The sequence below is a fragment of the Brevibacillus sp. AG genome, from assembly GCF_028369215.1.
Classification (GTDB): Bacteria; Bacillota; Bacilli; order Brevibacillales; family Brevibacillaceae; genus Brevibacillus; species Brevibacillus porteri.
In genome coordinates this window covers 230,397-243,980 of sequence record NZ_JAQMYO010000004.1, presented here as the reverse complement: position 1 = coordinate 243,980, position 13,584 = coordinate 230,397, and the positions used below count along the sequence as shown (strand labels likewise).

General features: G+C 50.0%; 13 protein-coding genes. 7 read left to right on the top strand and 6 right to left on the bottom strand.

What is annotated here, in order from left to right:
* Positions 1-2: 2 nt before the first annotated feature.
* Complete coding sequence (locus POF51_RS12505) at positions 3-443, top strand: hypothetical protein (protein WP_244521814.1); 441 nt, start codon at positions 3-5, stop codon at positions 441-443.
* 54 nt (positions 444-497) lie between these two features.
* Here POF51_RS12505 and POF51_RS12500 read toward each other — a convergent pair whose 3' ends face one another.
* On the bottom strand, positions 498-2,981 hold the full coding sequence (locus tag POF51_RS12500) for a DUF4855 domain-containing protein (protein WP_442869557.1): 2,484 nt from the start codon (positions 2,979-2,981) through the stop codon (positions 498-500).
* Between the two features lie 326 nt (positions 2,982-3,307).
* Positions 3,308-4,465 (bottom strand): THUMP domain-containing class I SAM-dependent RNA methyltransferase, encoded by a 1,158-nt coding sequence (locus POF51_RS12495; RefSeq protein WP_069851114.1) that lies wholly within the window; start codon positions 4,463-4,465, stop codon positions 3,308-3,310.
* 205 nt (positions 4,466-4,670) lie between these two features.
* Here POF51_RS12495 and POF51_RS12490 point away from each other — a divergent pair, with 205 nt between their 5' ends.
* Positions 4,671-5,477, top strand: coding sequence for an Fpg/Nei family DNA glycosylase (locus tag POF51_RS12490; protein ID WP_069851116.1), 807 nt, complete (start codon positions 4,671-4,673; stop codon positions 5,475-5,477).
* A gap of 18 nt (positions 5,478-5,495) precedes the next feature.
* On the opposite strand, the gene POF51_RS12485 is transcribed toward POF51_RS12490, so the two are convergent.
* On the bottom strand, positions 5,496-6,404 hold the full coding sequence (locus tag POF51_RS12485) for a GNAT family N-acetyltransferase (protein ID WP_069851118.1): 909 nt from the start codon (positions 6,402-6,404) through the stop codon (positions 5,496-5,498).
* 143 nt (positions 6,405-6,547) lie between these two features.
* Here POF51_RS12485 and POF51_RS12480 point away from each other — a divergent pair, with 143 nt between their 5' ends.
* Together POF51_RS12480 and POF51_RS12475 are read left to right on the top strand one after the other, a co-directional pair.
* Positions 6,548-6,958: a 2Fe-2S iron-sulfur cluster-binding protein gene (locus tag POF51_RS12480; RefSeq protein WP_069851120.1), complete on the top strand. Its 411-nt coding sequence runs from the start codon at positions 6,548-6,550 to the stop codon at positions 6,956-6,958.
* Between the two features lie 33 nt (positions 6,959-6,991).
* Positions 6,992-7,633, top strand: coding sequence for a thiamine diphosphokinase (locus tag POF51_RS12475; protein WP_017252440.1), 642 nt, complete (start codon positions 6,992-6,994; stop codon positions 7,631-7,633).
* A gap of 79 nt (positions 7,634-7,712) precedes the next feature.
* On the opposite strand, the gene POF51_RS12470 is transcribed toward POF51_RS12475, so the two are convergent.
* On the bottom strand, positions 7,713-8,402 hold the full coding sequence (locus tag POF51_RS12470; protein WP_069851122.1) for a uracil-DNA glycosylase: 690 nt from the start codon (positions 8,400-8,402) through the stop codon (positions 7,713-7,715).
* Positions 8,403-8,625: 223 nt separating this feature from the next.
* Between POF51_RS12470 and POF51_RS12465 the strand changes: the two genes are divergently transcribed.
* The 3 genes from POF51_RS12465 (at position 8,626) to POF51_RS12455 (ending at position 10,637) form a co-directional block, all read left to right on the top strand.
* Positions 8,626-9,141 carry a stalk domain-containing protein gene (locus POF51_RS12465; RefSeq protein ID WP_017252442.1) on the top strand — a complete coding sequence of 172 codons (516 nt, stop codon included), beginning with the start codon at positions 8,626-8,628 and terminating at the stop codon, positions 9,139-9,141.
* A gap of 202 nt (positions 9,142-9,343) precedes the next feature.
* Positions 9,344-10,237, top strand: coding sequence for an arylamine N-acetyltransferase (locus POF51_RS12460; RefSeq protein WP_069851123.1), 894 nt, complete (start codon positions 9,344-9,346; stop codon positions 10,235-10,237).
* Positions 10,238-10,313: 76 nt separating this feature from the next.
* Positions 10,314-10,637, top strand: coding sequence for an antibiotic biosynthesis monooxygenase family protein (locus POF51_RS12455; protein ID WP_069851125.1), 324 nt, complete (start codon positions 10,314-10,316; stop codon positions 10,635-10,637).
* A 66-nt stretch (positions 10,638-10,703) separates the two neighbouring features.
* Here the strand turns inward: POF51_RS12455 and POF51_RS12450 are convergent, their stop codons facing one another.
* The gene (locus POF51_RS12450) at positions 10,704-12,158 is read right to left on the bottom strand and encodes a sigma-54 interaction domain-containing protein (protein ID WP_069851127.1); all 1,455 of its coding nucleotides are present in this window, start codon (positions 12,156-12,158) and stop codon (positions 10,704-10,706) included.
* A gap of 26 nt (positions 12,159-12,184) precedes the next feature.
* Positions 12,185-13,393 carry a trans-sulfuration enzyme family protein gene (locus POF51_RS12445; RefSeq protein WP_069851129.1) on the bottom strand — a complete coding sequence of 403 codons (1,209 nt, stop codon included), beginning with the start codon at positions 13,391-13,393 and terminating at the stop codon, positions 12,185-12,187.
* Positions 13,394-13,584 lie beyond the last annotated feature (191 nt).

The following is a 13,584-nucleotide window of genomic DNA, read 5'->3' as shown; positions in this document are numbered from 1 at the left end:
CCATGCGACAATTGATCCGGCTGGTGGAGGCGATCTACGGAAAGCGGGCATTGGCAGGCAGATTCCATATGTACAAACTGTTTTCCGTACAAAATGCAGCTGCCGTGAGTGCCATTTCTCATTTCGAGCAGCTCATTCACGAGAAAGAAACGACGCTTGCGGCTCAGCTCGTATCTACGCAGGAACTGCAAAAGCATCCGTGGCTCCTGCTGGGGTGGGGGCTTTCACATCACCATTCCTGGCAGCATTTTTCTTCGCTCAAGAAACTGTGGAAACAACGGATCGCAGCAGCAGGGATACCGACTTTTGGCAAGCCTTGCCCCAAGGGAATCGATTACTACCATCCGAGTCCGCTTCTACATGCGACGAAAGAAATGATCCTGGAGGAACTGGTGGAGATCTATAGGAAAACGATTGGGCGAAAGTCTGCCCATCCGCTTTAGATAAAAAAAGAGTCTGTCTCCCCACAAAGCGGGAAACAGACTCTTTTCCATTCACTACGGCATCTCGCTGCCCTCGAAAAATTCCGTTCTGTCAAAACGACCGCGCATCCATTTGTACGTATCTTCATAGATGGCGCGCTTGACAGGGTCCGTGCTCTTGACAGACTCTAGCAATGTCTTGGAGCCGAAGTAGTAAGCGTGTACGTTGTTTTTATCCATCCCCAGCTTGTGGGTGGCCACTAACTGATTGTAGTAGGTCTGATAGAACTTCGGATCATTGTACATCTTCCAGTCGCCTTCGATCTCGATGTCCATGTCGTACTTGTTGACGACGTCCAGTACCCCTTGAATACGGTCAATTCCTACCGGCTTGTCGCTATAATAGCTTGGCTGCAGGAATGCCTTATCGAAATAAAGAGATTTCCACTCGGACACTCCCGGTGCACCGAAATACGGAATCCAATAGTATCGCAACGCCTCGTCATGCACCATGCTACCCATGTCACGAATCAGCTGACGTTCTTTCGGTGCACCATCCTCCACCAGCTCATGGAACCAATAGATTCCTTCCAGCTTCAGATACGCGTATCCTTCCTTGTTCCAGCGCTTCATGAGCTCCTGGAAGTACCATTCCAGTGCAGCTTTGCGGTTCTGATACGCTTGCTCTTCCCCAATTCCCGCAGGGTTGAAGGAAAGGGATGGTTTCTTTTCATCCAGCTGGCCAAAATTGGTCTGGCTAGCATTCGGATATGGCAGAGCCAACACAACATTTTCCTGCGTCGGTGTTGAATACAGCGTTCCGCGCAGGCGATTGTATTCCCGCATAGCTTGGTTAAGAGCATCCAGCTGCTTATTCGAGCCGAACAAATCATTCATATACGTTGTCCAGCTTTCCTTCGTAGCAGGAATCGTCTGATACGGCAGGAACAAAATCGTGTCAAACATCTGGTCACGCATATAACCATCTACGGTGCGGTAACCAACCATCGGGAGGAAATCCTCTTTGGTCCATGTCCCGAGTTCGCCATGCTCTCCGGTATAAGCGAGCAGCATATTTTCCACACGACGTCCTGCTTGTTTGGCATCTTCCAGCTTTGCCGGGTTTGGTGGCGGCAACAAGACAGCGCCATTGTTCCACTCGCTATCCGTTTTTGCCCATACCTCCAGCTGGCGAGCGAACGTAAATACTTTCACCGGGAAAGATACCCGGACATAACGGGTGTTGACGTCCGGCAAGGTCACGCTCAATGTGCGTGTAACCAGCTTGTCCTCTTTGGCGGAAACATCGTGAACGGCTCTTCCCGCATACGACCACACTTTCCCGTCGCGAGATACCTCGACTTCCATGTATTCTGGCATCGTGATGCCCGAGGTCTTCTGTTGCTTAAACGTCAGCGCAACTCTCTCCAATGGCTTCGCCTCGTCGAGCTCAACGGTCACCTTGCGCCCAAACTGACGGTGGTATCCCGTCCAGTCTTCTGTAGGCGTAACAAGTCCGCCTACTGGACCCGGATACTGCTTCTCCAGCTCTTGGAAATACGAGTCTGGCGCTCCAAAAGTAGTAACCGATGTATAACTGCCTGGTGCGATATTGACCAGTTCGTCCTTCTCTGCTGGCTCTTTCGCCTCTTCTTCTGGATCAGCAGGCTTCGTTGCATCCGTTTCTGTTGCTCCGGTGTCTGCGTCTGGCTTTTCTCCCTCTACTACCGTCTTGCTTTCATCGACTTTCGTTGCCGATTCATTGGAGGAAGTCACCGGCGTAGTCTTTGGCGTGTCCTCTACCTTTTCGACAGCTGGCTTACCAGCGTCCTTGATCTCAACGGGAATCGTCGTCGTTTTGTAGCCGACTGTCACCGTGAGATTTCCTTTTCCTGCTGTAGGACCAGCAACAAAGGTTCCGTCAGCCGAAACGGCTCCCAGCTCGGGACGATCAAAAGCGAAAATAGGTGTAAAAGGCAGATCATCTCCGCCGATGCTGCTTACCTTCAAGCGTTGGCTCGTGCCAGCAGCCAAACTCAGCCGCTCTACATCTACCTTGTATTTCACCTGTTCTGCTTGCTGGTAGCGTGCATCCAAGACGCGCTCAGCGATCACAGCAGCCTCTGCACGCGTGACAGTACCTGTCGGATTAAACTTGCCGCCTGCACCTTGCATCCAGCGCTGATTCGTCACTTCTTCCACGGCCGTTTTGGCGTAATCGGCGAATTCTTCTTCATCGCTGTATGCAACAGGGGTCTGACCTGCCACTTTGGTCACAGCGCCCTCTTTCATCAAGCGAGACAGCATGACAGCCAGCTCTTGTCGTGTAAGCGGGTCTAGAGCACCCATCGTGTGCTCACTTCTACCGTTCATCACACCCAACTCAGAGAGTCCATATACGTACGGTGCATAAGGACTTTCCAATGGTACATCTTCAAAAGCGGCATCGTCGATTTCTGTTGGTTGAAGACCGATTACTTTTGTCAAAAGCACTGCAATATCCTGTCTAGAAATCGTGTTTTGCGGGTTGAAGCGGTTTTCTCCCTGACCACTGATCATATGAAGGGCTGCAAGTCTGGTTACGGCTTTACTGGCGTAGCTGTTGCCCAAATCCGTAAACTCCGTCTGCGCTTCTTCTTGTTTTTTGAACTGATCTTCCAGCTTCTTGGTCTGTTCTGCTGGTTTCTCGCTCTCCACCGCCGGTTTCTCTGGCTCTGTCGCAGCATGAGTCAACGGCGTGCTTTGGACCAGTAATGTCGTCGCTGCCAATAGCGCAGCCAGCATTCTGCTCCCGAATCTTTTCTTGCTCATTGCATTTTCTCCTCCAATTATGCCCCTTCTTTAGAGGTAGTTCAAAAAGTCATCTTTGAACAATACTCTTATGTCTATTCGGTCGGGGTAACCATTGGCCCGCGCGGCGGTCTAGGTCCGAAAAACTGATAGTAATCTACCTTGATATTTCCGTTGTAGAGCTTGCGCTTTTTGCTTGCTGTACGACCAAAATGCTCCTCAAACTGTTCATCGGACGTAATAACATAGAAAGACCACGTATCCATGGCAGCAAAGGTTTCCCCCATTTCGCCATACATCTTGGCAACCTGCTTCCATTCTCCCAAGCGCTCCCCATAAGGTGGGTTGCAAATCAAGTAGCCGTACTTGCGCTTGGTCCGCACATCCCTCACATCCATGCGTTGAAAATGAATCAGGTCATCTACACCGGCCTCAGTGGCGTTGTGCCGGGCAATTTTCAAGATCTCGTCATCCATATCTGTCCCGATAATCTCCAGCTTTTGATCATAACGAGCCAAATCATGGGTCTCTGCGCGCGCTTCACGCCAAGCTGTTTTCGGAATGATAGGCCACGTCTCGGAAACGAATTCCCGATTCATCCCCGGAGCGATGTTTTGTCCGATCAGCGCCGCCTCAATCGGAAGTGTACCCGAACCACAGAATGGGTCCATGAATACCCGATCAGGCTTCCAGCGAGACAGCATAATCATCGCCGCAGCCATGGTTTCCTTCAGTGGCGCTTGTCCGATCAATTCCCGGTAGCCGCGCTTGTGCAGGCCCGGTCCTGACGTATCAATCGTCAGCGTCGCCACATCCTTGAGAAGTGCCACCTCGATCTTGTACAGCGGCCCTTGCTCATCGAACCACTCGCGCTTGTAGGTCTTTTTCAGACTTTCTACCACTGCTTTTTTCACGATCGCTTGGCAATCCGGCACACTGAACAAGGTAGATTTGACCGATTTCCCTTCCACTGGAAACGTCCCATCCTCTGTGATCCAATCGGCCCACGGCAGTGCTTTTGTCTGTTCAAACAGCTCGTCAAACGTAGTCGCTTTGAACTCCCCTATCTTAAGACGCACGCGGTCGGCAGTTCGTAACCACAAATTTGTGCGGGGAATCGCAGAAATATCTGCAGTGAACGTTACCTTGCCGTTTTCCACCTGTACCGGACCGTATCCGAGTGCCTTTACTTCTTCTGCTACTACTGATTCCAAACCAAAAGTCGCCGTAGCGATCAATTCTACTTTTTGCATATGTAATCTCCTGTCCGTCCGATATCCTTCGGGCAAATGCCCAGTCCTACTACCTTACATATTATATTACCCCATTTACGAATAGCGTTGGTAAACTTGTCTAAATTCAAAAGACCCATCACCGAAAAACAGTGACGGGGTACGGCATGTGGATTATCCATATGGGACATCCTACGAAAAACTTTGCGTACGGGAGGGAGTCAGGGTGCCAGAATTACCTGAGATGGAGACCTATCGCCGACTGCTACAGGAAAAAATCGGTGGCGGAACAATTACTGCCACACATGTTCAGCGGGAAAAAACAATTAATCTACCACCTGCGGAATTTGCTCGTCTCTTGCAAGGCAATCGCCTGACACTTGTCGACCGACGTGGCAAGCATCTTCTCTTCCATCTGGAAAGTGGACATGTCCTGCTGCTTCATCTGATGCTCGGCGGCTTTCTATACCTGGGCTCTGTGGAAGACAAGCTGAAGAGAACCGCCCAAGTGACTCTTGCCTTTGACGAGCGCATTTTATATTTTCACGGCCTCCGCTTAGGCTACCTGCACTTGCTCACCAACGTTCAGATCGACGAGAGACTGGCTCCACTCGGTCCGGAGCCATTGGACCCGCTGTTTACCTTTCCCCGATTTACGGAGCTACTCGCTGACAAGCGTAGCGTCCTCAAAACAGCATTAGTCAATCAGCATTGGCTGGCGGGCATCGGCAACTGTTATGCGGACGAAATCTGCTTTCATGCCGCCATCCTGCCTACCCGGACGATCCCGACGCTTTCTTTCGAGGAACAAAAACGACTGTATCATTCCATGCAAACCGTGCTTACAGAAGCCATTCGATTCGGCGGTTACATGCAGCCGCTCTTTTCCGGTGATTCCCTGACAGGTGGCTTCGATGAGCGCTGCCAGGTGTACGATCGAGGCGGAGAGCCTTGCCCGCGCTGTGGACAACCTATCGAAAAGAGCGAGCTCTCCTCCCGCAAAGTATTCGCCTGCACGAACTGCCAGCATTGACAGGAGCGTATTCACTCCCTAGACGACAGGAGTCTTTGCGGCTTCCATCTGCTTGATCATAAACACCTGCTCCGTCTCGGAAGGACTGAATCCCGCCGTTTGCAGGATTTCAACAAGCAACGTATCAGCCGCGCGCAAATTAAACGTAGAACGGCGGCAATCGTGTGCAAGCGGCCCATACACGTGCGCGAGTGCGGTTTTCAAAATGTCTTGGGCATCAGGATGCTCTGGCTGTGCAACACATTGACGCAGCACGATCCCACTCACTTTGCCTTCTTCGTTTATCGAACACTTGTACATTGCATAGCCGACCGCCTGACCCTCTCTGTCTTCTATAAGCACGGCCTGCGCATCTCGCAAGTTCAGCCAGTAATTTTGCCATGGGACATCGGTCACGTAAAACGGCAGCATGGCGACTTCCGGAGCCAAAATGCGCCGAACCCGATAATCAGCCTGTACATTTGTCTGAAAGGCATTCTCTGCCAGCGGCCCACTCTGCTGTAAAAACAACAGACGATCCACAACGTCATAGCCTTTTTGCTCATACAAGGCAATCGCTTTGGTATTTTGGCTCAATGCCTCCAAGGTAGCTACTTCCACCCCAGCTTCCCGGTACAAATCCAATGTCGCCTCAATCAGTTGCTTCCCTACTCCTTGTCGACGATATTCCGTGGCGACACCCGTTCCACCATTCCACGCGACTTTTCGCCCTGAAATGGTTCTCATCCCGCTGGCCACTACGCCAATCGGCTCCGTGCTGTCAAAAGCAACCACAGACAGGGACAGCACGTATCCCTCGCCCCCCAGTCGTTGGACAAGCATTTCTTCTGTCATCGTAAACTCGATAAAATAGCCTTCAAATCCTCGGTTCCACGCTTTGGTCACTTCTGCAAAGGTACAGTCGCTCATCCGTTTGATGGTAATCATGGTATCACCTTCCTAGTTTTTGATAAAAATATTTTAATCGATAAAATCTAAAAATTCAATCATCTCGGAACACCTTTCTCCAACTTTGTCACCCACACGCCTGACATGGTAAAATTAAATAATCACTTACTCGGGAGGTTCCTATGCGCAAACAGCTTACGGTCGGCTCGCTCATTCCTGGACGATCTGACGTACAGATGTCGAGTCCAGCCCCCGTTCCCGTGCAGACGCATACATCATTGAAAAAAACAGAAATGAGTCCGGCTCGCCCCCAATCAGAGCAGAAGCTCCTACAGGTGAAGCAGCGCTCACAAACGATGCCAGTCCGGTACACTCCCTCTCAGACACTATTACAAGCTGCGCTCACGCAAGATCAACCCATCACTTACAAATGCCAACAAGGGCATTGCGGCAAGTGCAGTGTACAGATCGTAGCTGGTGCATCATTACTCGACACCCCAACCGGACAGGAAAAAGCAAAGCTGGGAGAAAAACTCGCTACAGGCTATCGCCTCGCTTGTCAGAGCACATTTCGCTCTTCGATTCCTACATAGAGGGTATTTCTAATAGATAAAGGTGGCCGTAGCATGAATCCTACACGCATCCTACTATTCGCTGGGGGCAATCTGGGCAACTGGGCGATCCAAGAGATTCGCGAAAATGATTGGCTCGTCGGCGTTGACAGAGGTGCCTTGTTCCTCATTCGCAACGGTCTTGTGCCAAGATTGTCGATTGGTGACTTCGATTCTGTCAGCACCGAGGAAATGGCAGAAATTGAACGCCACAGTATGCACGTCTCCTCCTGCGATCCCGTCATGAAAGATTTGACTGATACAGAGATGGCCCTTACTTGGGCAATCGAGCAACAGCCCGAGGAAATTGTGCTGCTTGGTGTGCTCGGCTCTCGTTTTGACCATATGCTGGCAAACGTACACTTGCTGAACAAAGCGTTGCAGACGGGCACCAACTGCCTCATCCTCGATGAGACCAATGAAATCCGTCTGATTGACCGCCATAGTACGATAGAGCAGAATCATTTTGATCATATCTCTCTGCTGCCTTTTACACCGGAAGTCACAGGGATCACCTTAACTGGATTCCTCTATCCGTTGAAGGACGCGACCCTGCGGATTGGCGACACGCTTGGCATCAGCAATCTGCTAACGGAACAGACTGGAACGATCACGATTCAAACGGGCAAGCTGCTCGTTGTCAAAAGCAAAGACTAATCGTTAAAAAAAGAAAGGATCTCCCTGCATGATGCAAAACAATGGAGATCCTTTTCCTTTTACCTGAAACAAATGCAGGCTACTCTTCCTCTACCTGCATCGGCAACTGCCAATCAATCTCTTGAAGCTCGCGCGAACGCAAAAACTCATTGGTCCGCGAAAAAGGACGACTGCCAAAAAAGCCGCGATTCGCCGAAAATGGGCTCGGATGCGGGGAGGCGATGACGAAATGCTTGTTTCGATCAATGAATGCCGCCTTCTCCTGCGCATGCTTTCCCCACAGGATGAAAACAAGTGGAGTCTCCCGATCGTTCAACAAATGAATAATTCGATCCGTAAACGTCTCCCACCCAATGTCCTTGTGCGAATTCGGAGTGCCGCGACGAACCGTCAGAACGGTGTTCAGCATCATGACGCCTTGCTTCGCCCAATGGTTCAGGTAACCATGCTGGGGAATTTCAAAACCGACATCGCTTTTCAGTTCTTTGTAGATGTTGACCAGAGACGGTGGCGGCTTAATTCCCGGCTTGACCGAAAAGCTCAATCCATGTGCTTGTCCCGGTCCGTGATACGGGTCCTGCCCCAAAATCACAACCTTTGCATTCTGATAGTCAGTCAGGTGCAGCGCTGTGAATATATGAAACATATCTGGGTAAATTGTCTGCGTCTGATACTCTTCCTTCAACGTCTGACGAAGCTTTACATAATAGGGCTTTTCGAATTCATCGGCCAATACGGGGGCCCAGTCATTTTGCAATATGGTAGTCATGTTCCTCACCTTGTCCGCTGTTTTTTTCTACCTTACCACAAACCACCCCATCACTGAACCACTGATTCGAGAACTAGGACCATTCTGATTTGGTCCTATCTTTCCCATGTTTCCTAGTCTTTGTTTCCTAGTACCCTCGTTTGATAGCTTTTCTCCTATGATCTTTGACATAATGATTGCTGGGAAGATTTAGAGAAAAGAGAAAGGGAGAGGGTTTCACATCATGAAATGGGACATAAAGTCATTTTTGGGGGGCATTGTTGTAGGTTCGGTGCTCTTTTCCGGAATTGCCATTGCAGCACCCGCTTTTCCAGACGCGGAAGAAGGAATGAAAACACCGTTCACCTACTACTTTGACGGGATGCCGAAATCACCAAACAGCGACGTACAAGGCATCATGTACAAAAACTCCGTCTATGTACCAATCCGCTTCGTAGCAGAGAACCTGAACAAACCGGTCATTTACGATGCGAGAACCAAATCGATTTTCATCGGTAAAATTCCAACAGCAAAAATGTACTCCAAAATGGAAGCGATCGAGCTGGTGAAAAAGAAATTCGCTGGCAAACTCTCGCCGACACATGTAGTCGAGTACGCTCATGACGACGAAAAAGGTCACTATGTCATCCAAGTGTACCAAACGGTCGTGAACAACTTCCAATCTGGCGACAGCTACACCAGTACGTATGGCTGGTTCGTAGTGAACCCGAATACCGGGGAAATTAAGTCGTTATTATAATTTCTTCTGCACTTATTTATTCGTACGAAAAAGACAGCGGACTAGGGACCCGCTAGCACCGGAGGATATCCTTCCGGTGCCTTTTTATTTTCTGGAAAAATTTAGATTGATTACCACTTGTCCGTTGTGATACTATCTCCATACTGCTATTTAATAAACATTTTTATTTATTATTTATTTTATATAAGGAGTGAACTTGTTTATGTCTACCTTACCGAACTGGGCGAGTTTATACCTTCAACGTTTACAGCTAGATCACAAGTCCCCTAACCTCTCTTATCTCAGTGAGCTCTGTCGCGCGCATCTGCAGACCTTCCCTTATGAAAATGTAAGCAAACTGCTCTTCTTCCGTGACGGAAAACATGAGGTACCCACCCCTGAGGAATATGTACACAATGCGATCCACTATAACTTCGGCGGCACATGCTATACCAACAATCACAGCTTTCTCGCACTGCTTCGCACCCTTGGATTCTTCGGTCAGCTCATCTTGCCAGGCGGTGGGCATGCTGCCATCCTGATCGATGGTCCGAACACAGGAGAGACACCCGTCTATGTGGATACGGGGGCTACCGCTCCTATCTTTGAGCCGATTCATTTTCTGGAAGACGGGAACCATTCCAGGCCTTTTGGCACTGTTTCGATGGAATTGACCAAAAGTCCCGATCATCCTGAACACTATCGCTTTACGCGGTATGAAAACGGAAAAGTGGCAATTCCTCCGTGGGATTTTCATCCGAATGAACGAAAAGAACTGTCCGACTTGTCGGAAGTCATCCGCTCCTCTTTTTTACCAGACGCCTTATTTTTGAATCGACTTCACATTCATCGTTTTCAGCTAGAGCAAGATCGCTTCGTGGTCCTCAAAAACAACACTCTCCACATCGGTTATTCAGATGGCACAGACCAGATAACACCACTCCACACGATCTCTGATATAGAAGCTGCCGTAGCCGATGAAATGCAATTGCCACTTCTCCCTGTTCGCGAGGCGGTAGAAATCCTGCTCGAACGTGGTATTGATATTTTCTCTGCCCCCAAGAAAAAAGAAGTCCCACTTGAAAACGAAGCTCTCGATCGTCCTACCATTTGCTAATATCTGGTTGACAATGATAATATTTCTCAATAATATGGAAAAGTAGGGAAATGGGATATAAGGAGTGTCGCACTTCATGATGATGGAGATAAAAACATACGTCGTTCAGGAAGGTCATTCTGACAAAATTGTACAAGGCTTTAGCGAGCCTGGTGCTGTTGAGAAGGCTCCTGGTTTTGTAGATTTGAGCGTGCTAGTACAGAAGCCACGCAAAGGTGAAGAAGAAGTAGTCGTCATAATCCGCTGGGAATCAAAAGAAGCGTGGAAGCAGTGGGAGCTGAGTGATGTTCATCTGGCAGGTCACCGCGAAGCGCGCGAAGAAACGACCCCTGAGTGGTACATTAGCGGCAATACCGGCCATTACGAGTTAAAAGCGAAAAAAGAACCACAGCCTTCGTAAATACAAACAAACCAGCCCAGACCTCGGAAAAACTCCGATCAATCCAGGCTGGTTTTTTATTTTCCTCTATCCTTTTTCCAAACCGTATTTCTCCATCTTCCGGTACAAAGTCGACAAGCTGATTTGCAGCTCATTGGCAATCGCGGCTTTGTCCTGTCCAAACTTGCCTGCATTCAAATATCGTTGGAGAATGGAGCGTTCATATTCTGCCACCAGCTTTTCCAATCCCAAATCGCTGCCTACTGTCGTCGGTTCATCCTCGAACAGCAAATACTCAGGAAGCTCCTCGTTGCCGATGACTTGCCCCTCCGCCATGTTGACCATATACTCGACGGCATTTTCCAGCTGACGAATATTCCCCGGCCACTCGTATGCCTGTAGTCGTTGGACGAGCTGGGCTTCGAGCTCCAGTCTACCTTTTTGCAGCAACGTCCCGTATCGATACAGAAAATGCCGCAAGTAAAGCGCGATATCCTCCGTGCGTTCGCGCAACGGCTTTAACCGCAGGGGGATGACGTTGAGTCGATAATACAAATCCTCGCGAAACGTTCCTTCCCTGACCATGCTCTCCAAATCTCTGTGTGTAGCAGCAATGACACGTACATCCACGCCTAGCGTCTTCACGCCGCCTACCCGATCTACTGTTTTCTCCTGAAGGACGCGCAGCAGCTTGGGCTGGAGGGACAACGGAATATCGCCTACTTCATCCAGAAAAATCGTCCCCTTGTGGGCCAGTTCAAATTTCCCCGGCTTCCCTTCGCGTCTCGAGCCTGTGAATGCGCCACCTTCGTACCCGAACAACTCGCTTTCTAACAAGGTCTCAGGAATAGCCGCGCAATTGACTGCCACAAATGGCTGTCTGCTGCGCGCACTCTCGCAGTGAATGGCTTTTGCTAACAGCTCCTTGCCCGTTCCGCTCTCTCCCCGGATCAAAACAGTGGAAATACTGTGCGTCACTTTTTTCGCTTTGGCAATCACATCGCGCAAGCCTGTTTCTGCCCCAATCAGCTGGGCGAAATACACCGGATGAACCGAGGCCTGCGGCATTTCCTCTTGAATGTTACAGCTCTTCTCCCGTTGCGCATCCAGCTCTAGCAGCTTGTGCTCAATCAAGGAACTCGTATGCTGCAAAAACGGCATCCATTTTTCCGAATGGTGCAGCATCTTTTCTTTTTGCTCGGGGGAAAAGCCGATAATTCCGATGACCCCTACCGTCTTCTCCCGTTTGTGCACCGGAAATCCAATCGTCGCCAGCTCTCGGCATTGCTGCAAAAACTTGCAATTGCCACACTCCGATTCGTTCTTTTTCATGTCAAAAATCATTCCCGGCTGTCCGGTTTGCAGGATCATTCGGAAAAACGATCCCTCCGGCGCAGGCAATCCAATCAACTCCTGATAGTAGCCGGTCCCGCTCACACGTATCCCTTGTTCATCCAGGATGGTGACATCGAGTCCCAGTACCTTGGAAATATTGTCGGCGTACGATTGAATGAATTCCTCGATCCGGGAAAACTCTGTCATGCCCAATCCTCCAGTTTCACGTTCCTTTATCCCCTAGACACTGCCGCCATTGGCAGACTAGCTAGCGCCTGCTCCAAATCCGCGATGATATCCTCCACATCCTCCAAGCCAGTCGATAAACGAATCAGACCGTCCGTAATGTTGAACTTGATTCGCTCAGAGGCAGGAATCGAGGAATGCGTCATCGAGGCAGGATGCTGTACCAGTGTCTCGGGATCTCCTAAACTAAACGATATCATAGCCAAGTGCAGAGCGTTAATGAAAGATTTGGCTGCCTCGTAGCCGCCCTTTACTTCAAAGGAAACGATCCCGCCCATTCCGGCCATTTGCCGTTTAGCCAGCTCATGCTGTGGATGGGAAGGCAGACCAGGGTAGTAGACGTGCGAGATTGCAGGGTGCTGCACCAAAAACTCCGCCACTGCCTGCGCGTTTTGCCCATGCTGTCTGACACGCAAGCCGAGTGTTTTCAGCCCACGCAAGATCAAGAAAGCATCCCAAGCATTCAAATTTTGTCCCAAGTCTCCCATGACGTTTTTGCGCATGAATTGGATATGCTCCTGCTTCCCAACGATGAAGCCCGCGATGACATCCCCATGTCCGTTCAAATATTTGGTGGCGCTATGCACGACGACATCCGCCCCTAGCTCAAGCGGTCGCTGCAAGTATGGCGTTAAGAAGGTATTGTCGACGATTACCACAATGCCATGCGCGTGCGCCAAACGTGACAACGCCGAGATATCTAAAACAGTCAGGCACGGGTTCGAGGGTGTTTCGAGGTACAGGACTTTTGTGTTTGGCAAAAAAGCGCTCTCGACTGCCTGCAAATCGGTGCAATCGACGAAGTCCGTCGCAATGCCATAACGCGGGGCCATGGTCGTAAGAAACTTGTAGCTACCCCCGTACACATCTCGGGTACACACGACATGATCACCCTGCTTCAAAAAGGCGAGCAAAGCTCCCGAAATGGCTGCCATCCCACTGCTTACACCCAAGGCAGCTTCGCCATTTTCCAACGCGGCGATTTTTTGCTCCAAAGTGGTGATGGTAGGGTTGCCATATCTTCCGTAGTACGTTCCTTCCCGCTCCCCAGCCACGCACGCCGCTGCGGAGTCTGCATCTGGAAACGCGTAGGCCACGGCAGGTACCACCGCGGATACGACTGCTCCTGTTTTTTGGCAAGGCGTTTGTGCTGTATGAATAATGGAGGTGTCCATCTTCCACTTGTTTGTCGTCATTTCTCGTCTCTCCCTTTTGCTTGTGCTGTTACCAAAGGGTATAGCAAGGAGCGTGCCAAGGTAAGAAACCGCATCATTCCAGCGCTCTTCCCTTTCTGCGCTCGCAGACATTCGCAATCATGCAAATGATATTTTTCGAATTCACGAGAAAAAGCCGTTAGTTGCCCCAACGACTTTTCGCATAGTTGCAA